The 19,364-nt window shown below is 65.0% G+C and carries 18 protein-coding genes; 12 read left to right on the top strand and 6 right to left on the bottom strand.

What is annotated here, in order from left to right:
- The first annotated feature begins 128 nt into the window (after positions 1–128).
- From AC2T4A_RS12750 to AC2T4A_RS12795, 10 genes are all read left to right on the top strand, one after another.
- A complete protein-coding gene (locus tag AC2T4A_RS12750; RefSeq protein WP_416745319.1) occupies positions 129–983 on the top strand; it encodes a glycine betaine ABC transporter substrate-binding protein in 855 nt (284 codons plus the stop codon).
- A 212-nt stretch (positions 984–1,195) separates the two neighbouring features.
- Positions 1,196–1,507, top strand: coding sequence for a DUF485 domain-containing protein (locus AC2T4A_RS12755; protein ID WP_205336883.1), 312 nt, complete (start codon positions 1,196–1,198; stop codon positions 1,505–1,507).
- A complete protein-coding gene (locus AC2T4A_RS12760) occupies positions 1,504–3,159 on the top strand; it encodes a cation acetate symporter (RefSeq protein WP_081520245.1) in 1,656 nt (551 codons plus the stop codon). Before AC2T4A_RS12755 ends, AC2T4A_RS12760 begins: the two co-directional genes overlap by 4 nt.
- 76 nt (positions 3,160–3,235) lie before the next feature.
- Complete coding sequence (locus AC2T4A_RS12765; RefSeq protein WP_486743439.1) at positions 3,236–5,026, top strand: DUF294 nucleotidyltransferase-like domain-containing protein; 1,791 nt, start codon at positions 3,236–3,238, stop codon at positions 5,024–5,026.
- The gene (locus tag AC2T4A_RS12770) at positions 5,023–5,649 is read left to right on the top strand and encodes a 3'-5' exonuclease (RefSeq protein WP_416745314.1); all 627 of its coding nucleotides are present in this window, start codon (positions 5,023–5,025) and stop codon (positions 5,647–5,649) included. The genes AC2T4A_RS12765 and AC2T4A_RS12770 overlap by 4 nt, the downstream gene beginning before the upstream one ends.
- A 121-nt stretch (positions 5,650–5,770) precedes the next feature.
- The gene (locus AC2T4A_RS12775) at positions 5,771–5,929 is read left to right on the top strand and encodes a DUF3309 family protein (protein ID WP_416745312.1); all 159 of its coding nucleotides are present in this window, start codon (positions 5,771–5,773) and stop codon (positions 5,927–5,929) included.
- A 397-nt stretch (positions 5,930–6,326) separates the two neighbouring features.
- Positions 6,327–6,626, top strand: a complete 300-nt coding sequence (locus AC2T4A_RS12780) for a hypothetical protein (RefSeq protein WP_478379350.1) — start codon at positions 6,327–6,329, stop codon at positions 6,624–6,626.
- A gap of 168 nt (positions 6,627–6,794) precedes the next feature.
- The gene (locus AC2T4A_RS12785) at positions 6,795–7,607 is read left to right on the top strand and encodes an SDR family oxidoreductase (RefSeq protein WP_416745308.1); all 813 of its coding nucleotides are present in this window, start codon (positions 6,795–6,797) and stop codon (positions 7,605–7,607) included.
- Positions 7,608–7,990: 383 nt separating this feature from the next.
- A complete protein-coding gene (locus tag AC2T4A_RS12790) occupies positions 7,991–8,416 on the top strand; it encodes a hypothetical protein (RefSeq protein ID WP_017522014.1) in 426 nt (141 codons plus the stop codon).
- Positions 8,417–8,447: 31 nt separating this feature from the next.
- Positions 8,448–8,777 carry a YnfA family protein gene (locus AC2T4A_RS12795; protein ID WP_138215220.1) on the top strand — a complete coding sequence of 110 codons (330 nt, stop codon included), beginning with the start codon at positions 8,448–8,450 and terminating at the stop codon, positions 8,775–8,777.
- 196 nt (positions 8,778–8,973) lie between these two features.
- On the opposite strand, the gene AC2T4A_RS12800 is transcribed toward AC2T4A_RS12795, so the two are convergent.
- The 4 genes from AC2T4A_RS12800 to AC2T4A_RS12815 all read right to left on the bottom strand — a co-directional run bounded on the left by AC2T4A_RS12800 (position 8,974) and on the right by AC2T4A_RS12815 (position 14,135).
- Positions 8,974–9,204 (bottom strand): YheU family protein, encoded by a 231-nt coding sequence (locus AC2T4A_RS12800; protein ID WP_081520251.1) that lies wholly within the window; start codon positions 9,202–9,204, stop codon positions 8,974–8,976.
- Between the two features lie 72 nt (positions 9,205–9,276).
- Positions 9,277–10,497: an osmoprotectant NAGGN system M42 family peptidase gene (locus AC2T4A_RS12805; RefSeq protein WP_486743440.1), complete on the bottom strand. Its 1,221-nt coding sequence runs from the start codon at positions 10,495–10,497 to the stop codon at positions 9,277–9,279.
- Positions 10,494–12,293 carry an N-acetylglutaminylglutamine synthetase gene (gene ngg, locus AC2T4A_RS12810; protein WP_478379351.1) on the bottom strand — a complete coding sequence of 600 codons (1,800 nt, stop codon included), beginning with the start codon at positions 12,291–12,293 and terminating at the stop codon, positions 10,494–10,496. Before ngg ends, AC2T4A_RS12805 begins: the two co-directional genes overlap by 4 nt.
- A 72-nt stretch (positions 12,294–12,365) precedes the next feature.
- A complete protein-coding gene (locus AC2T4A_RS12815) occupies positions 12,366–14,135 on the bottom strand; it encodes an N-acetylglutaminylglutamine amidotransferase (protein WP_478379352.1) in 1,770 nt (589 codons plus the stop codon).
- A gap of 132 nt (positions 14,136–14,267) precedes the next feature.
- Between AC2T4A_RS12815 and AC2T4A_RS12820 the strand changes: the two genes are divergently transcribed.
- On the top strand, positions 14,268–14,750 hold the full coding sequence (locus tag AC2T4A_RS12820) for a MarR family winged helix-turn-helix transcriptional regulator (protein WP_416745299.1): 483 nt from the start codon (positions 14,268–14,270) through the stop codon (positions 14,748–14,750).
- Positions 14,751–14,753: 3 nt separating this feature from the next.
- Here the strand turns inward: AC2T4A_RS12820 and AC2T4A_RS12825 are convergent, their stop codons facing one another.
- Both AC2T4A_RS12825 and mnmC read right to left on the bottom strand, forming a co-directional pair.
- Positions 14,754–15,503, bottom strand: a complete 750-nt coding sequence (locus AC2T4A_RS12825; RefSeq protein ID WP_416745297.1) for a sulfite exporter TauE/SafE family protein — start codon at positions 15,501–15,503, stop codon at positions 14,754–14,756.
- Positions 15,504–15,558: 55 nt separating this feature from the next.
- Entirely contained in the window at positions 15,559–17,526 is a 1,968-nt protein-coding gene (gene mnmC, locus AC2T4A_RS12830; protein ID WP_478379353.1) for a bifunctional tRNA (5-methylaminomethyl-2-thiouridine)(34)-methyltransferase MnmC2/FAD-dependent 5-carboxymethylaminomethyl-2-thiouridine(34) oxidoreductase MnmC1, read from the bottom strand.
- Between the two features lie 107 nt (positions 17,527–17,633).
- Here mnmC and pap point away from each other — a divergent pair, with 107 nt between their 5' ends.
- Positions 17,634–19,139, top strand: coding sequence for a polyphosphate:AMP phosphotransferase (gene pap / locus AC2T4A_RS12835; protein ID WP_416745295.1), 1,506 nt, complete (start codon positions 17,634–17,636; stop codon positions 19,137–19,139).
- Positions 19,140–19,364 lie beyond the last annotated feature (225 nt).

The raw sequence follows: 19,364 nt of genomic DNA on the forward strand, positions 1-19,364 counted from the left end.
CGGACCGTTTGGCGTCGCTCTCAGAGCAGTTCGCCAGCAGCGTGCGCCGATCATGAAAGGGCGGCCAAGACCGCGAATGGCGCCGGGTCCGCCCGGACGCTGCAACGAAAAATCACGGGGAGAAAACCATGACAATGATGCGACGCCTGTTGGGCCTGGGCGCAGGGCTGGTGTTATCGGCCGCGGCCGGGCTGGCCGGTGCGGCGGCCAAGCCGGAAATCACCATTGGTTACGTGGATGGCTGGTCGGACAGCGTGGCGACCACCCACGTCGCCGCCGAGATCATGCGCGAGAAGCTCGGCTACCAGGTCAAGCTGATGCCGGTTGCCGCCGGGATCATGTGGCAGGGCGTGGCGCGCGGCAAGCTCGACGCCATGCTTTCGGCCTGGCTGCCGGTCACCCACGGCGCCTACTACGAGAAAATGAAGGACAAGGTCACCAACCTGGGCGTGAACTACCCGGGCGCGAAGATCGGCCTGATCGTGCCCGAGTACGTGAAAGCCAACAGCATCGAGGACCTCAAGGCGCAGAAGGATGATTTCGGCGGTCGCATCGTCGGTATCGATGCCGGTGCCGGGGTGATGCTCAAGACCGACCAGGCGATCAAGGACTACGGCCTGGACTACAAGCTGGTGGCCAGTTCCGGCAGCGGCATGATCGCCGAGCTGACTCGTGCGGAGAACGACAAGAAGGCCATCGCCGTCACCGGCTGGATTCCGCACTGGATGTTCGCCAAGTGGAAGCTGAAGTTCCTTGAAGACCCGAAAAAGGTCTACGGCGACGAGGAGCACGTCGACAGCGTCGCCAACCCGGCGCTGGAGAAGAAAGCGCCGGAAGTCTGGGCCTTCCTGAAGAAGTTCCAGTGGAAGGACGGCCAGGAAATCGGCGAAGTGATGCTCGCGGTGCAGAATGGCGAGAAGCCGGACGTGGCCGCCAAGAAGTGGGTCGAAGCGCACCCGGACCGTGTGAAGGAATGGCTGTGATCGCCAGCATCGCACCCTAGCCAGAGATAGAAAAATCCCCCGCGAACCTTATCGTTCGCGGGGGATTTTTTTATGCCGAAGCGTCTATTCCGGGCTTGTTCGCACATCGTGGCGCAACGCTACGACTAAAGTCGTCTGGAGCCCTTGCAGCGCTCAAATAAATTAGGGATCGACGACATCCGCGTCATCCCCGCTGTGAGGACAAGAACAAAATGAACGACAGCATCTACCAGCGGATTGATACCAATCCGCGCTTCAAGGAATTGGTGGCCAAGCGCGAGCGATTCGCCTGGCTGCTCTCTTCGGTCATGTTGGGCCTGTACGTGGTCTTCATCCTGCTCATCGCCTTCCAGCCGCAGTTGCTGGGTACGAAGATCAGTGCCGATTCGTCCGTCACCTGGGGCATCCCCATGGGCGTCGGGCTGATCCTCTCGGCCTTCGTGCTCACCGGCATCTACGTGCGCCGGGCGAACGGTGAATTCGACCGCCTCAACCAGGAAATCCTCAAGGAGGCCCAGCAATGAAAGGCCGAATTTCTGCGGCGCTCGCGTTGGCCGCGTTCGCTCCCGCACTCTGGGCTGACGCCCTTACCGGAGAAGTGCAGCGCCAGCCGCTGAACGTCTCCGCCATCGTCATGTTCGTCGCCTTCGTCGGCCTGACCCTGTGCATCACTTACTGGGCCTCCAAGCGCAGCAAATCCGCCGCTGACTTCTACACCGCCGGTGGCAGCATCACCGGGTTCCAGAACGGCCTGGCGATCGCCGGCGACTACATGTCCGCCGCGTCCTTCCTGGGTATTTCCGCGCTGGTTTTCACGTCGGGCTACGACGGCCTGATCTACTCCATCGGCTTCCTTGTCGGCTGGCCGATCATCCTCTTCCTGATCGCCGAGCGCCTGCGCAACCTGGGCAAGTACACCTTCGCTGACGTGGCGTCCTACCGCCTGAAGCAGAAGGATATCCGTACCTTGTCCGCCTGCGGTTCGCTGGTAGTCGTGGCCTTCTACCTGATCGCGCAGATGGTCGGCGCTGGCAAGCTGATCGAGCTGCTGTTCGGCCTGAACTACCACGTCGCGGTTGTGCTGGTCGGTATCCTGATGGTGCTCTACGTGCTGTTCGGCGGCATGCTCGCCACCACCTGGGTGCAGATCATCAAGGCTGTGCTGCTGCTCTCGGGCGCCACCTTCATGGCGATCATGGTGCTCAAGCACGTCAACTTCGACATCAGCACCCTGTTCTCCGAAGCCATCAAGGTTCACCCGAAGGGCGAGTCGATCATGAGCCCCGGCGGCCTGGTGAAGGACCCGATCTCCGCGTTCTCCCTGGGCTTCGCGCTGATGTTCGGTACCGCTGGCCTGCCGCACATCCTGATGCGCTTCTTCACCGTCAGTGACGCCAAGGAAGCCCGCAAGTCGGTGTTCTTCGCTACCGGCTTCATCGGCTACTTCTACATCCTGACCTTCATCATCGGCTTCGGCGCGATCCTGCTGGTCAGCACCAATCCTGACTTCAAGGACGCCACCGGCGCGCTGCTGGGCGGCAACAACATGGCCGCCGTGCACCTGGCCGACGCCGTAGGCGGCAGCCTGTTCCTGGGCTTCATCTCTGCCGTGGCCTTCGCCACCATCCTCGCGGTGGTTGCGGGCCTGACCCTGGCCGGCGCTTCGGCCGTTTCCCACGACCTGTACGCCAGCGTGCTGAAGGGCGGCAAGGCCAACGAGAAGGATGAGCTGCGCGTCTCGAAGATCACCACCGTATGCCTGGGCGTGGTCGCGATCGTGCTCGGCATCCTGTTCGAGAAGCAGAACATCGCCTTCATGGTCGGCCTGGCCTTCTCCATTGCCGCCAGCTGCAACTTCCCGGTGCTGCTGCTCTCCATGTACTGGAAGAAGCTGACCACCCGTGGCGCGAAGATCGGTGGCTGGATGGGCCTGATCACCGCCGTCGTGCTGATGATCCTCGGCCCGACCATCTGGGTGCAGATCCTCGGCCACGAGAAGCCCATCTATCCGTTCGAATACCCGGCGCTGTTCTCCATGGCCGTGGCCTTCATCGGTATCTGGTTCTTCTCCATCACCGACAAGTCCACCGCTGCCGACGAAGAGCGCGCACGCTTCTTCCCGCAGTTCATCCGTTCGCAGACCGGCCTGGGGGCCAGTGGCGCTGCTGCCCACTGATAGCCTGAGCTAACCTGCCGGGGCCGGGGGTGGAAACACCTCCGGCCCTGCTTTTTTCGAAAGGGATGGATAACGGATGTCCGACGATTTCAACTTCGCCTCGCCACCCTTCGACCAGCTTCGCCCGCTGGAGCGCGAACAGCTGCGCGACGCGCTGAGTGTGGGCTATTACACGGTCGACGAAGTGCTGCTCGAAGCCGGCGCGCCGGTGCCCTGCCTGTTCGTGCTGATGAAGGGCGTGATCGAAGAGCGTGGCGAGGACGGCAAGCTGTTCGCCCACTACGGCGCCGAAGACCTGTTTGACGTGCGCGGGCTGTTCTCCGGCAGTAGCAAGCACCGCTACCAGGCGGTGGAAGAGAGCATCGTCTACGAACTGCCAGCGGCGGTGTTCCACCAGCTCTGCGCCGACAACCCGCAGTTCGCCCGCTTTTTCCGCGCGGACCTCGCCAGCAAGCGCCAATTGGAACGCCGCGACGGGCAGAACCTGGCCGAATTCATCCTCACCCGCATCGCCGCCGAACATTTGTTGCCAGCGATCGAGGTGGAACCCACGCTGCCGCTGGGCGACGCTGCCCGCCTGCAACTCAGCCGTGGCGCGGACGCCTTGCTGGTACGCGAGGACGGCGCCCTGGGTATCGTCACGCGCACCGACCTGATGACCGCGCACTTCCGCGATGGCTTCAGCGAGGCGCAACCCATCGGCCCGCTGGCGCACCGCCCGCTGAGCCACGTCGAGTTGGGCGACTTTCTCTTCGACGCGATGATCCTCATGACCCGACAGCGCATCGAGCGCGTGGCGGTGTGCGAGGAGGGCAGGGTAGTCGGCCTGCTGCACCTGACCCAGGTGCTCAGTCTGTTCTCCACTCATTCCCATGTGCTGGCGCTGCGTATCGCCCGCGCCGAAAGCGAGGCGGAACTGCGCGCGGCGGCAGAGACGCTGCACACCCTGATCGCGACCCTGGCGGGCAATGGCATTCGCCTGCGCTTCATCATGCAACTGGTCAGCGCACTCAATGAGCAGTTGCTCGAGCGCCTGTTCGAACTGCAGGTGCCGCCGGTATTGCGCGGCCGCTGCTGCCTGCTGGTAATGGGCAGCGAAGGCCGCGCGGAACAATTGCTGAAAACCGATCAGGACAACGCCCTGATCCTCGACGACGGCCTGCCGGTGGAGCAAGGCCTTTTGCTGATGCAACGCTTCTCAGCCGCGCTGCTGGAGTTCGGCTACCCGCCATGCCCTGGTGGCGTAATGGCCAGCCGGCCGGAATGGTGCAAGCCGTTGTCGGAGTGGCAGCGCGAATTGCGCGAGCTGCCCTTGCTGGGCCGGCCGGAGCAACTGATGCGCCTGTCGATACTCGCTGATGCCTGGCCGGTGGCGGGCAGCCGTCACCTGTTCGACGGCCTGCGCGAATGTCTCGCAGGGCTGGCAGGTGACAGCAGTCGCTGGATGAGCGATCTCGCCCTGCCGGCGCTGCAATTCGACACGCCGCTGACCTTCCTCGGCCAACTGAAGACCCATGACGCGCACCTGGATGTGAAGCGCGGTGGCCTCTTCCCTATCGTCCACGGCGCCCGCGTGCTGGCCGTGCGTGAAGGGCTGGAGGAGCGTGGCACCCTCGGCCGCCTCGCCGCCCTGAAGGCGCTCGGCGTGCTGGATGAGTCGCTGGTCGACAACCTGGTCGAATCCTTCGAGCTGTTCCTCCAACTGCGACTGCGCCAGCAGTTGGACGGCCAGCGTGACGGCCGCGTGCAGGGTCTCGACGTGTCGCGCCTGAGCCGCCACGAGCGCGATCTGCTGCGCTTCGGGCTGCACACGGTGAAGAAGTTCAAGCAGAGCCTGACCCGCCAATTCCACCTGGAGACCCGATGAACGCCTGCGTCGTTGCTCCCGATCAGCACTGGTCTGCCTGGCGTCGCCGCCTCTACTGGTGGCGACACGATCCGGCGGAAGCGGAAGAGTTGGTCTCGCTGGACCTGGAAACTACCAGCCTCGACCCGCGCAAGGCCGATATCCTCAGCATCGGCGCGGTGGTGATCCGGCGCGGCAAGCTGATCCTCGGCGAGCGCCTGGAGCTGCTGGTGGAACCGCCGCCGTCGCTGGACGGCGAATCCATCCGCATCCACAAGCTGCGCCGTGCTGATCTGGAAGGCCAACTGCCGTTGGCGGAGGCGCTGCGCCAGGTGCAGGCATTCATCGCGGATCGTCCGCTGTTGGGCTACTACCTGTCGTTCGACGTTGCCGTGCTGCGCCGGCATTTGCGCGAGCAGTTGGGAGCGCGGCTGGACAACCCCCGCGTGGAAGTCTCGGAGATCTACCATCGAAAGATGAGCCGGCGCTTCCCCGACCTGCACCTGGACCTGCGCTTCGACACCCTGGCGCGCAACCTGGAAATCCCCATTGAAGGCCGCCACACCGCCATCGGCGACGCACGCACTGCCGCGCTGATGTTTCTGCGTTTGCGCAAGGGCTCGCTGCCCCGCGACCTCAGCTGATTACAGGCGCGTGCAGATTCTTTGAATCTTCCATGCGCGGGCCCGGTCGGAATTTACAAGCGCTGGCCCATCGCACTACCGCGAGCCATCGCCCCTCGTCGACTGAAAGAGGAGAGACGATATGGGACTCGGGACCATCCTGTTGATCATCCTGATCTTGATGCTGATCGGCGGCCTGCCGGTCTTCCCCCACTCGCGCAACTGGGGTTACGGCCCCTCCGGCATCATCGGTGTGGTGCTGGTCGTGCTGCTGGTGTTGTTGTTGCTCGGGCGGATCTGACGCAAGTTGCGTCAGGGCCATCGCGGATGAGCTCGCTCCTGCGCAAGCTCCAGGCATTCGGCCTGCGTAGGAGCGACTGTCTTCTTCTGCGAGTTCGTGCCTTCGGCGTTTCCGCTGCCCAGCCAGGGCCCGCAGAGCGGCTCTGGATCTTGTAGGAGCGAGCTTGCTCGCGAGCAGATTCCTCGACGGCTCCGGCGTTGGGTGGGTTCGCGAGCAAGCTCGCTCCTACAGGCGCTGCTCCGCCGAGCAGGGGTCTCTGTCGGTAAGTGTTCGACGCTCGCTCCGGCGATGCCCCTCTTCGTCACAGCGCCGATACGCCACAGGGTGATTCGTCGCACACCCCGTCGCAGATGCCTGTAATAACATACTGGGCCTTTGCCATCAGGGAGTCTTGGGGATGCTGGGCGTTGTACTGGTTGTGCTGGGCGTGGTGTGGTTGCTCGTCCAGTGCGGGCTGGGCCTGCCGCCGCTGGCCGAAGCCATGACCCTGGACCCGGTGGTCAACTCTGACCGCTATTGGCAGTTCGCCTTCCTCGGCCCGGCCCTTCCCGTTGCGCTGGGCATCTTCATGCTGCGCTACCGCATCAGCGGCTTCGCCCAGTTCAAACGCGAACGCATCAACTGCGCTGCTCATCTGCTCGTCTCCGCCGGTATCGCCCTGGTGCTGGGCAAGCTCTGCGTGCTCCTCCAGGCCTGAGCGCGCAGCCCGCGAAGCGCTAGTGCGCCGGCGGTTTGCCAGGGGCATTCAGCGCCCTGATTTCGCCGCTGGAAGCGGAAAGCCTTGGTTACACTTCGGGCCACAGTCGTCGACAAAGCGTTGTCGATCCTCCGTCCCGAACAAGACAAGAAAAGGCAGACCTCCCCTATGCAAAATCGCATCATGATCACCGGCGCCGGTTCCGGCCTCGGACGCGAAATCGCCCTGCGCTGGGCCCGCGAGGGCTGGAAGCTGGCGCTGGCCGATGTCAACGAAGCAGGCCTGCAGGAAACTCTGAAGCTGGTGCGCGAGGCCGGCGGTGACGGCTTCACCCAGCGCTGCGACGTGCGCGACTACAGTCAGCTGACCCAACTGGCGCAGTCCTGCGAAGAGAAATTCGGCGGCATCGACATCATCGTCAACAACGCCGGCGTCGCTTCCGGCGGTTTCTTCAGCGAACTGTCGCTGGAAGACTGGGACTGGCAGATCTCGATCAACCTGATGGGCGTGGTCAAGGGCTGCAAGGCCTTCCTGCCGCTACTGGAAAAGAGCAAAGGGCGCATCATCAACATCGCCTCCATGGCCGCTCTGATGCAGGGCCCGGCGATGAGCAACTACAACGTGGCCAAGGCCGGCGTGGTAGCGCTGTCGGAAAGCCTGCTGGCCGACCTCAGCCTGGTGGACGTGAAGGTCCACGTGGTCTGCCCGTCGTTCTTCCAGACCAACCTGCTGGACTCCTTCCGCGGCCCGAGCCCGGAAATGAAGACCCAGGTCGGGAAACTGCTGGAAAGCTCGCCGATCAGCGCCGCCGACATTGCCGACTACATCCACCAGGAAGTGGCCCGCGACGTCTTCATGATTCTGCCCCACGAGCAGGGCCGCATGGCCTGGCAGATCAAGCAGCAGAACCCGCAGGCGATCTACGACGAGATGGCGAAGATGGCGGAGAAGATGCAGGCCAAGCGCCGCAGCCTGACCTGAGAACCTGATTACGATCTGCTGCGCGTCGGCATAACGGCGTTGAGTGCCGCTGAGAAATGTTCATGGACTGCGTGTCCACTCCGCTTTCTCAGCTGCCCTCGCCTTGTTCCGCTCTTCTGGCTCGCAAGATCGTAAAGCAGGTTCTGAACCAGGAATTTGCCCCCTTTCAGTGCACTGAAAGACAGGGCTTGCCCAGGCCGGTGCAAAGGGTTAGTTTTAGTCACCGGCCTGCCTGGCTGATGTACGTTGGACCCCGGTGAAAGCCCCGCTTATTTCGCGGGGCTTTTGCTTTTTCGGGCTACCGCCCAACGCTTGGGATTCGTGCTTTGCGCATCGTCAGGCCTGTGTTAGAAGGCTCCGGTGCCATTGAAGGAAGAACCCGCTTGCACTCTGAATCCATCGTCTATGGTTGCATCCGCGACTGGCCCGGCGACTCGATGGAGCGCCGCCTGCGCCGCGCCGCCAACCGCAAGGTGCTCGACAGTCTGCCCATGGGCGAGGCCTGGCCGTTCCTTGGCCGCGAGATGTTCAGCCGCTGCGAGACCGAAGGCGCGGGCCTGTACCAGTCGCAGGTGATCCATTTCGGCGCCAGCTACCAGACCATCGAGTACGAGTGGAAACTCTGGGTCGAACAGTTCGAAGCCCTGCTGCGCCGTCTGTACTGGGCCAGCGCGGTGGTGCACCTGGAAACTGAAGTCAACGGCAGCCATACCTTCCGCTGGGAATCCGAGAACGGCTTCCACAGCCCGCGCGAAGGCGAACTGAAAGTGCGCTGCGCCTGGGAACGCGAGGGCGGCCTGCGCGGCTGACCAGCGCACTGCCCGTTACGGAAAGAACCCCATGATCAATTACCTCTGGTTCGTCCTCGCCGCGTTCTGCGAGATCGCCGGCTGCTACGCCTTTTACCTCTGGCTGCGGCTGGACAAGAGCGCCCTGTGGATCATTCCCGGCCTGCTCAGCCTGACGGTCTTCGCCCTGCTGCTCACCCGCGTCGAGGCGAACTATGCCGGGCGCGCCTATGCTGCGTACGGCGGTATCTACGTCGCTGCGTCGCTGTTCTGGCTGGCCTTCGTCGAGAAGAGTCGCCCGCTGTGGAGCGACTGGGTCGGCGTGGCACTCTGCGTGATTGGCGCCAGCGTGGTGCTGCTGGGGCCCAGGCTCGCGCCTTGATGTTTCGCCGGTGGGTCGAGTTCGGCGGATAACGCCTGTGGCGTTATGCCTTCTGCTCTACTGATCCGCTTGGCATCGGCGTTGCGCCGCAATCTGTAGGAGCGAGCTAGCTCGCGAACCGGATTACCAGGCGATGCGGGAGCAATCGACTGGCGCAGAGTTCGCGAGCAAGCTCGCTCCTACGAAAAGCCGTCACTCAGTCCTCCAGCCACTCTTTGGGCACTTCGCTTTTCAGCATCAGTTGGCACTGCTGGCTTTCCGGATCGAAGACGATCACCGCTTCGCCGCGCTTGAGCGCATGGCGCGCGCGCTCCACGCGTACGTCCAGCGGCGTGTCATCGCCGTTGTCGGTGCCTTCGCGGGTGACGAAATCTTCCAGCAGGTTGTTGAGGGTGTCGGCTTCGATGAGCTCGAAGGGAATCAGCATGGCTGGCTACTCGTGAATCGTACTCGAAATCGCAGCGCGGGATTGTAGTCCCGCGCTGCGCTGAGTGCAGCTTCACTTCTTGCGCTTGTCGGCGTCCTTGCCCTTGTCAGCTCCGTCGCCACTGTCGATCAGGTCGTCCACTGGCGGCACATGGGTGGTGCTTTCCATGTGCACGGGATGCTCCAACTGTTTGCTGAAGCGCTCCAGCGCACCTTCGCTGGGCTCAGCATCGCTGTCGAACACTGGCGGGCTGAGCATGTAGGCGGTCAGCAGTTTGGCCAGGGCGGCCAGGCTGTCGATATGGGTGCGCTCATAGCCGTGGGTGGCGTCGCAACCGAAGGCCAGCAGGGCGGTGCGGATGTCATGGCCGGCGGTGATCGCTGACTGCGCATCGCTGTGGTAGTAGCGGAACAGGTCCCGCCGCACGGCAACCTCGTGGCGTTCGGCCAGGCGCAGCAGGTGGCGCGAAAGATGGAAATCGTAAGGCCCGCCGGAGTCCTGCAACGCCACGCTCACCGCATGCTCGCTGGAGTTCTGTCCCTCGGCCACTGGGGCGATGTCGATACCAACGAATTCGCTCACGTCCCAGGGCAGTGCGCCGGCCGCGCCCGAGCCGATCTCCTCGGTGATGGTAAACAGCGGATGGCAGTCGATGGGCGGCACCTGGCCGGCTTCGACGATAGCCTTGAGCGAAGCCAGCAGCGCAGCGACGCCGGCCTTGTCATCCAGATGGCGGGCGCTGATGTGGCCGCTCTCGGTGAACTCCGGCAGAGGGTCGAAGGCGACGAAATCGCCGATGGCCACGCCGATGGATTCGCTGTCGGCGCGGCTGGCGGTGTAGGTGTCCAGGCGCAACTCGACGTGGTCCCAACTGATCGGCAGGGTATCCACCGCAGTGTTGAAGGCGTGCCCGGATGCCATCAATGGCAGCACGCTGCCGCGGAACACGCCGTTCTCGCAGAACACCGTGACTCGGCTGCCCTCGGCGAAACGGCTCGACCAGCAGCCCACCGGCGCCAGTGCCAGACGGCCATTGGGCTTGATCTCGCGGACGATCGCGCCAATGGTGTCCAGGTGCGCCGAGACCGCGCGGTCCGGGCTCTTGCGCCGGCCCAGGAGGGTCGCGCGGATGGTCCCGCGGCGGGTCATCTCGAACGGCACGCCGATTTCTTCCAGCCGCTCCGCAACGTAGCGCACGATGGTATCGGTGAAACCGGTGGGGCTGGGGATGGCGAGCATTTCCAGCAACACGCGTTGCAGATAATTCAGGTCGGGTTGTGGCAGTTGGGTCATGCCGGGGCCTCCACGTTGGGGTGTGGCTGGTCACGATTATCGCGGTGCAGCAATTCGCGGCTGAGCGGGAAGAGCAGGTCGACGAAGCGCTCGGCGACAGGCTGCGGCTCGTGATTGGCCAGGCCCGGCCGCTCGTTGGCTTCGATGATCACGTAGTCCGCCTGGTCGGCCTCGGTGACCAGCAAGTCGAGGCCGGTGACCGGAATCTCCAGCGCCCGCGCTGCTCGGATGGCAGCGTCGGCCAGCGCCGGGTGCAGGCGCTCGGTGACGTCTTCCAGGGTGCCGCCGGTGTGCAGGTTCGCGGTGCGGCGTACGGCCAGGCGCTGGCCACTGGGCAGCACGTCGTCGTAACCGAAGCCGGCTGCGCTCAGCGTGCGTTCGGTCTCGCCATCCAGCGGAATGCGGCTCTCGCCGTCGGTAGCGGCCTGGCGTCGACGGCTCTGGGCCTCGATCAGCTTGCGGATGCTGTGCCGGCCATCGCCGATCACCTCGGCAGGCCGGCGAATGGCGGCGGCCACCACTTCGTAGCCGATCACCACGATGCGCAGGTCCTGGCCGGGATGGTAGCTCTCGAGAATGACGCGGGTGTCGAACTGCTGCGCGTGGACGATCGCGTTCTCCACCTCCTCCGGCGTGCGCAGGTCCACGGCGACGCCCTGGCCCTGTTCGCCGTCCACTGGCTTGACCACCAGCGCGCGGTGTTCAGCGAGGAAGGCGGCGTTGTCCTCCGCGCTGCCCGCCAGGCGCTGCTGCGGTTGACGCAGGCCGGCCCGTTCGAGGGCGCGGTGGGTGAGGGTCTTGTCCTGGCACAGGCTCATGCTCACCGCGCTGGTGAGGTCGCACAGCGACTCCCGGCAGCGGATGCGCCGGCCGCCCTGGGTGAGGGTGAAGAGGCCGGCGTCGGCGTCCTGTACCTGCACCTCGATGCCACGCCGATGGGATTCGTCGACGATGATCTTGGCGTACGGGTTGAGGCCTTCCTCCGGGCCGGGACCGAGGAACAGCGACTGGTTGATGCCGTTCTTGCACTTCACCGCAAAGGTCGGCAGCTCGCGGAAGCGCAGCTTGCGATACAGCGACTTGGCCTGCTGGTTGCCGTGCAGCACCGACAGGTCCAGATACGCCAGGCCGCGACTCATGAAGTGCTCGATCAGGTGGCGCACCAGCGCCTCGCCGACGCCGGGGCGGCTGGACTGCGGGTCCACCGCCAGGCACCAGAGGCTGGAGCCGCCTTCCGGGTCGCGGAAGGCCTTGGCGTGATTGATGCCCATGACGGTGCCGATCACCGTGCCGGTCTCGGCGTCTTCGGCGAGCCAGTAGGCCGGGCCGCCCTGGTGGCGCGGGGTGACGTTGGACGGATCGACCGGCAGCATGCCACGCGAGAGGTACAGGCGATTGATCGCCGCCCAGTCGTCATCGCTGTGTACGCGGCGGATGCGGAAGCCACGGAAGGGCCGGCGTGCCGGACGGTAGTCGGTGAACCACAGGCGCAGTGCGTCGGACGGATCGAGAAAGAGCTGCTGCGGGGCATGGGCCAACACCTGCTGCGGCGCGGCGACGTAGAGGGCGATGTCGCGTTCGCCGGGCTGTTCGTTGAGCAACTCGGCAGCGAGCTTGTCGGGGCTGGAGAAGGTGTGGCCGATCAGCAGGCGCCCCCAGCCGCATTGCAGGATCAGGGGGCCGTGGCTCTCTGTGTGATCACCGGCAAAGCGCGCCTGCAGCCGTTCGTAGGTCGGGGTCTGGCCGCGCAGCAGCCGCTGGTTGTGCGGATGGGGCAGGTTGGAATGGGGTTTCATCTTGCGCTCCCTGATAAGGCATCTGTCCTGGGCTGAAGGGAAAGGCGGCGTCGTACCCGACGCCGCCGGGCTCTAGAGGCCTTGTTCCGTCAGCCAGAGGTTGAGGGCCGCCAACTGCCACAACTTGGAACCACGCAGCGGGGTGAGGTCGGTCGCCGGGTCGCTGAGCAGGCGGTCGAACATTGCCGTCTCGAACAGCCCCCGGTCCTGGCTCGGGTCCAGCAGCAGTTCGCTGACCCAGGCGCGGGTATTGCCTTGCAAGTGCTTGAGGCCCGGCACCGGGAAATAACCCTTGGGCCGGTCGATCACTTCGCTGGGGATGACCTTGCGCGCGGCCGCCTTGAGCACCTGCTTGCCGCCGTCGCCAAGCTTGAAGCGCGACGGAATGCGTGCCGACAGTTCCGCCACGCGGTAGTCGAGGAACGGCACGCGGGCCTCCAGGCCCCAGGCCATGGTCATGTTGTCCACGCGCTTGACCGGGTCGTCCACCAGCATGATGGTGCTGTCCAGGCGCAGCGCCTTGTCCACCGGGTCCTGGGCGCCGGGCTGGGCGAAGTGCTCGCGGACGAACTCGCTGGCCACGTCTTCTACCCGCAGGGCTTCGCGCACGGTGTCCAGGTACTCGCCGTGAGTGCGGTCGAAGAAGGCGGCGCGATAGGCCTGCAATGGGTCCTTCGCGCCGGCCACTTTCGGGTACCAGTGGTAGCCGGCGAAGAGCTCGTCGGCACCCTGGCCGCTCTGCACCACCTTGCAGTGTTTCGATACTTCCCGCGAAAGCAGGTAGAAGGCGATGCAGTCATGGCTGACCATCGGTTCGCTCATGGCGCGGAAGGCCGCCGGCAGTTGCGAGATGACTTCGTTCTCGTCGATGCGCAACTGGTGGTGGCGGGTGCCGTAGCGCTTGGCAATCAGGTCCGAGTACTGGAATTCATCGCCGCGCTCGCCGCCAGCGTCCTCGAAGCCGATGGAGAAGGTCAGCAGGTCCTCGACGCCGGCCTCGTGCAGCAGACCGACCAGCAGACTGGAGTCGACGCCGCCGGAAAGCAGCACGCCGACCTCGCGGGCGGCGCGCTGGCGCACGCTTACGGCATCGCGCAGGCTGGTCAGCAGGCGGTCTTCCCAATCGTCCAGGGTCAGCTCGCGCTCGTCCGGCAGCGGGCCGTAGTCCAGGGTCCACCAGCGCTGGCGCTCGGCGTGGCCTTCGGCGTCGATGGTCATCCAGGTGGCCGGTGGCAGCTTCTGCACCTCCGCCAGCAGGGTGCGCGGCGCGGGCACCACGGCGTGGAAGTTCAGGTAGTGATTGAGCGCCACCGGATCCAGCGCCGGGTTGATGTCACCGCCCTTGAGCAGGGCCGGCAGGCTGGAGGCGAAGCGCAGGCGCTTGCCGGTCTGCGACAGGTACAGCGGCTTGATGCCGAGGCGGTCGCGGGCGATGAACAGGCGCCGTTTGTCGCGTTCCCAGATGGCAAAGGCGAACATGCCATTGAGGCGTGGCAATAGTTGTTCACCCCAGGCGTGGTATCCCTTGAGGAGTACTTCGGTATCGCCTCCGGAAAAGAAGCGGTACCCAAGGGCTTCCAGCTCGCCGCGCAGTTCGGGGTAGTTGTAGATTGCCCCGTTGAACACCAGCGACAGGCCCAGCGCAGTGTCGATCATCGGCTGACCGGAGGCTTCGGCCAGGTCCATGATCTTCAGTCGCCGGTGCCCCAGGGCCACCGGCCCTTCGCTGTGGAAGCCCCAGGCATCGGGGCCTCGTGGGGCCAGGTGATGGGTGATGCGTTCGACTGCGGCAAGGTCCGCAGCCTGTTTATCGAAACGTAACTCTCCTGCTATTCCGCACATGTCCTTACCGGATCTCCGTTGGGGATGAAGTGGGTGGCGCCTCACGGACGCCTTAGGGGATGACCCATCGATCCGGCGAGAGTTCTATTTGATTTCATTGAGGAAAAATGACGGAGCAGCAGGTGGACTGAGATGACCGACAGCAAGGCTTCGATGAGCAACGCCCACGCACTCTCCATGCTGCAGGCCCTGAGGCGCCTGCAGCAGGCAGCGGAAGTGCACTCCAAGAGCTTGGGCCGCGATGGCGAACTGACGCCGCTGCAGTTGTTGATCCTGCAGGTGGTGGAATTGGAGGGGGAAATGACCGCCGGTCAGTTGGCGCGGCAGGTGGCGCTATCGCAGTCGTCCATCTCCAGTGCGCTGACCCGCCTGGAAAGCAAGGGCTTGCTCAGCCGGCGGCGCGACGAGGATGACCGGCGCAAGCAGTGGCTGAGCCTGGACGCAGACGGCCGCACGGCGCTCAAGCATGGCCCGGCGTTGCTGCCCGAGCACGCCCTGGAGCGCTTTGCCGGGCTGCCGGAGTGGGAACAGCACGCCATTCTCGCCGGGCTGTTGCGCGCCGCCGAGCTGTTCGAGACGCCGGGTAGCGGCACCGAGGAAGAAGAGGAGTTCTGAGGCTCAACTCATGAGCTTCTGCGCAGCCAGCGACAGGCTGACTGCCACCAGCATCAGCGCGAACAGGCGCTGTAATGTCGCGCCGCCCAGGCGCACGGCCAGGCGATTGCCGAACAGCACGCCGAGCGCGCCACCCGCCGCCAGGCAGGCCAGCAACGGCAGCGGCGGCTGTGCGTGGGTGAGGTAGAGCAGGAAGCCGCCACCTGACACCAGCGCGATCACCGCCATCGAGGTCGCGGTTGCCGCCAGCATCGACAGCGGCGTGAACCACAGCAGCCCCGGCACGATCAGGAAGCCGCCGCCCACACCCATCAGGCCGGACAGCATTCCCACCGCGAGCCCGACCCCCAGCAGCGGCCCATTGCGCGTCGGCAGGTCGGACACACGTGCCTGGCTGGAGCCTTGCCACATGCGCCACGCCGACCACAGCACCAGCAGGCAGAAACCGATGATCAGCCAGGCGTCGGGCACGAACTTGCCCAGCCACTGGCCGATGGCATTGCCCGGCCAGCCGGTGATCACCAGCCAGAACAGCGGCTTCCAGGCCACCTGGCCCTGCCGGGCGCGCGGCACTGCGCCAATGGCGGCGGAGAGGGCGACGGCGCCGAGGCTGACGCCGATGGCATCGTGCAATGGCAGGTGCAGGCTGAGCAGCAGCGGCAGGGCCACCAGCGAACCGCCGGCGCCGGTCAGGCCCAGCAGCAGCCCGAGGATCAGGCCGATGGCGGAGGATTCAAGCAGCAGTGCATCCATGTCGGTGGTCCGCTCTGGAGGCTGGTCGCGGTCCTGTCGATGGACCGTGAGGTAATCAGGAGTTCTTCTGGCCGCGCACGACGTCGCGCAGGAAGAAACGGTTCGGGTGGCAGGCCTCGGCCACGGCGCGCGGCACGGGCAGCGGTTCGTCGTCGATCCAGGCTGCCAGCAGTTCGCCGGCCAGCGGTGCGGTGACCAGCCCGCGTGAGCCGTGGGCGCTGTTCAGGTACAGGCCGTCGAGCCAGGGGCAGGGCGTTTCCGGCACCTGGCGCGCATCCTTGCCGAGTACCGCGTAAGCCTGAGCAAAGGAATCGCGATCCGCCAGCGGGCCCACCAGTGGCAGGTAGTCCGGGGTAGTGCAGCGGAAGGCAGCGCGGCCCTGGAGGGTTGCCGGGTCGAGTTGGGCGATGTGCAGGCGCTCGGTCAGGTCTGTGGATATCTCCGCGAGCAGGTCGAGGTTGCCCAGGTGTTCTTCCAATGATGGCTCAGTGTCGTCTCGTTTGAATTCGAAACTGGCGCCCAGGGTGTGCTCGCCGTGACGCGGCGGGGCGACATAGCCTTCGGCGCAGACCACGGTACTCAGCGCCGCGCTGTCGGCGGTCACGGGGATGCGCGTGATCTGCCCGCGGATGCGCTTCATCGGCAGCGTCTGGGCTCCTGCAAATCGGCGCACTTCAGCCGCGGTGGCGAGGATGGCGATGGGCGCGCTGGCGAGCTTTTCATCACCGTTCCAGGCACTCCAGCCATCGGTTTCGCGCTGCAGGCGGACTTCCTCGCCAGTCAGTACACGGATGTTCGGATGCCGGGCGAGGTGCCGGCACAGCGCCGGTGGGTGCACCCAACCGCCCTCGGGGTAGAACAGTCCGCCGGCGGGCAGGCCGACGCCCGCGATGGATTCGGCTTCGGCCTTGTCCAGCAGGCGCAGCAACGTGGCCGGGAAGGCTTCGGCCAGTTTGGCCTGGCGTTGGCTTTCGGCGTCATCGAAACCCAGTTGCAGCACGCCGCAATCGGACCATTCCTCGCCCTTCTGCAAACGCTGGATCAGCCGGCGCGTATGGCCGAAACCGCTGACGATCAACCGCGACAGCGCGGTGCCGTGGGCGGACAGCTTGAGATAGAGCACGCCCTGGGGATTGCCCGAGGCCTCTTCGGCAAGCCCCGCGTGGCGTTCGATCAGTGTCACCTGCCAGCCGCGCGCGGCGAGACTGGCGGCGCTGGCACAACCGGCCATGCCTCCGCCGATCACCAGCGCCTCTCGCGCAGCGGCGTGACGGGCAGGGCGCGCATACCACGGTTTGCTGGCGGGCTGTTCGGTCCCGATGAATTCGCCCTGGGACATCTCCCATTTCTTGCCGAAGCCCAGGGTGCGACGAATCTTGAAGCCGGCGGCGCCCAGCCCACGACGGACGAATCCGGCGCTGGTGAAGGTGGCCAACGTCGTGCCCGGTGCGGACAGGCGCGCGAGTTGGGCATAGAGCGCGTCGTTCCACATCTGCGGGTTCTTCGCCGGGGAAAAGCCGTCGAGGAACCAGGCATCGATGCGCGCGTCCAGCTCGGGCAGGGTTTCCAGCACGTCGCCCACCAGCAGGGTCAGGACCACGCGGCCCCCGGCGAAGACGAAGCGCTGGAAGCCGGGGTTGATCGCCACGTACTGCTCCAGCAGCGGTGCCGACAGGTGCGCCAGTTCCGGCCAGAGGGCGAGGGCGCGGCGCAGGTCGTCCAGCGCCACTGGGTACTTCTCGGTGCTGACGAAGTGCAGCCGTGCGTCGAGCGGGGCCTGCGCCTCGAACAGTTGCCAGGCGCAGAGGAAGTTCAGCCCGGTACCAAAGCCGGTCTCGCCGATACACAGGCGCCCGCCAGCGGGCAGCGCGGCGAAGCGTTCGGTCAGGCGGTTGCCGTTGATGAACACGTGCCGCGTCTCCTCGATGCCGGAGACGGGGGAAAAATACACGTCGTCATAGAGGCGGGACGTGGGCTGGCCGTTTTCGTCCCAGTCGATCTGGGCGCTGCTGATGTCTGGCATGTGAAGGCAGGGCAGGGATACGAAGGCGGCAGTTTAGCCGATCCGCCGCGCAGACAGCCTGCGTCACATCCGCTACCTTTTATTCACTTCGAATCAAGGAGAGCTGCATGTTCGAATCCGCCGAGATCGGTCATTCCATCGACAAGGAAACCTACGAGAAGGAAGTCGCGGTACTGCGCGAGGCCCTGCTTGAGGCGCAGTACGAGCTCAAGCAGCAGGCGCGCTTCCCGGTGATCATCCTGATCAACGGCATCGAGGGCGCCGGCAAGGGCGAGACGGTCAAGCTGCTCAATGAGTGGATGGACCCGCGGCTGATCCGGGTGGAAAGCTTCCTGCTGCCCACCGACGAGGAACTCTCGCGGCCGCCGCAGTGGCGCTTCTGGCGCCGCCTGCCGCCCAAGGGTACGACCGGCATCTTCTTCGGCAACTGGTACAGCCAGATGCTCTACGCGCGGGTCACCGGCGAGATCAAGGACAGCCAGCTCGATGGCCTGATCAACGATGCCGAGCGCTTCGAGCGGATGTACTCCGACGAGGGGGCGCTGATCTTCAAATTCTGGTTCCACCTCTCCAAGAAGCAGCTCAAGGAGCGCCTCAAGGCACTGGAAAATGACCCGACGCGCAGCTGGCAGTTGAGCGAGATCGACTGGAAGCAGAGCGAGGTCTACGACAAGTTCGTGCGCTATGGCGAGCGCGTGCTGCGCCGCACCAGCCGGGACTATGCGCCCTGGTACATCGTTGAAGGCTCCGACGAGCGCTACCGCAGCCTGACGGTTGGCCGCACCATCCTCGAAAGCCTGCAGGCCGCGCTCAAGCGCAAGGACCGCCCGACTCCGCAGCCCCACGCGGCGCCGCTGGTCTCCAGCCTGGACAACAAGGGCCTGCTGGATGCGCTGGACCTTGGCCTGAAGCTGGACAAGGACCAGTACAAGGAACAACTGGCGAAGGAGCAGGCGCGGCTGGCGACGCTGATGCGCGACAAGCGTTTCCGTAGCCACTCGCTGATTGCCGTGTTCGAAGGCAACGACGCCGCCGGCAAGGGCGGCGCGATCCGCCGCGTCACCGACGCGCTGGACCCGCGGCAATACCGCATCGTGCCGATCGCCGCGCCTACCGAGGAGGAGCGTGCGCAGCCCTACCTGTGGCGCTTCTGGCGGCACATCCCGGCGCGCCGGCAGTTCACTATCTTCGACCGTTCCTGGTATGGGCGTGTGCTGGTGGAGCGGGTCGAGGGCTTCGCCAGTGACGCCGACTGGCTGCGCGCTTATGCGGAGATCAATGACTTCGAAGAGCAACTGACGAACTACGGTATCGTGCTGGTGAAGTTCTGGTTGTCCATCGACCAGGAGACCCAGCTGGAGCGCTTCAAGGAGCGCGAGTCGATTCCCTTCAAGCGCTTCAAGATCACCGAGGAAGACTGGCGCAACCGCGACAAGTGGGATCAGTACGTGGACGCGGTGGGGGACATGGTCGATCGCACCAGCACCGAGATCGCGCCCTGGACCCTGATCGAGGCCAACGACAAGCGCTATGCGCGGGTGAAGGTGCTCAAGACCATCAACGATGCACTGGAGGCGGCTTACGGGAGTTCGAAGAAGAGCAAGAAGGACTGAAACGTCGGTCCGTTTTTGTAGGAGCGAGCCATGCTCGCGAACCAGGCCTGGCGCCGGCCTTGCCGGCGGATCGCGGGCGTGGCTCGTTGCTACAGGTTGGCGGCTACCGCGGGTGAATCCCTGTCAGCGCGGATTTCTCCGCGAGGGATTTCGCGGTAAGGGGAAGGCGCCCCTGCCTTTCCTTTGAAAGCGTGCGCACCGCATCACTGTGGCTCTGGATTCAAC

It is taken from the genome of Pseudomonas sp. PVC-3-1 (assembly GCF_057444315.1).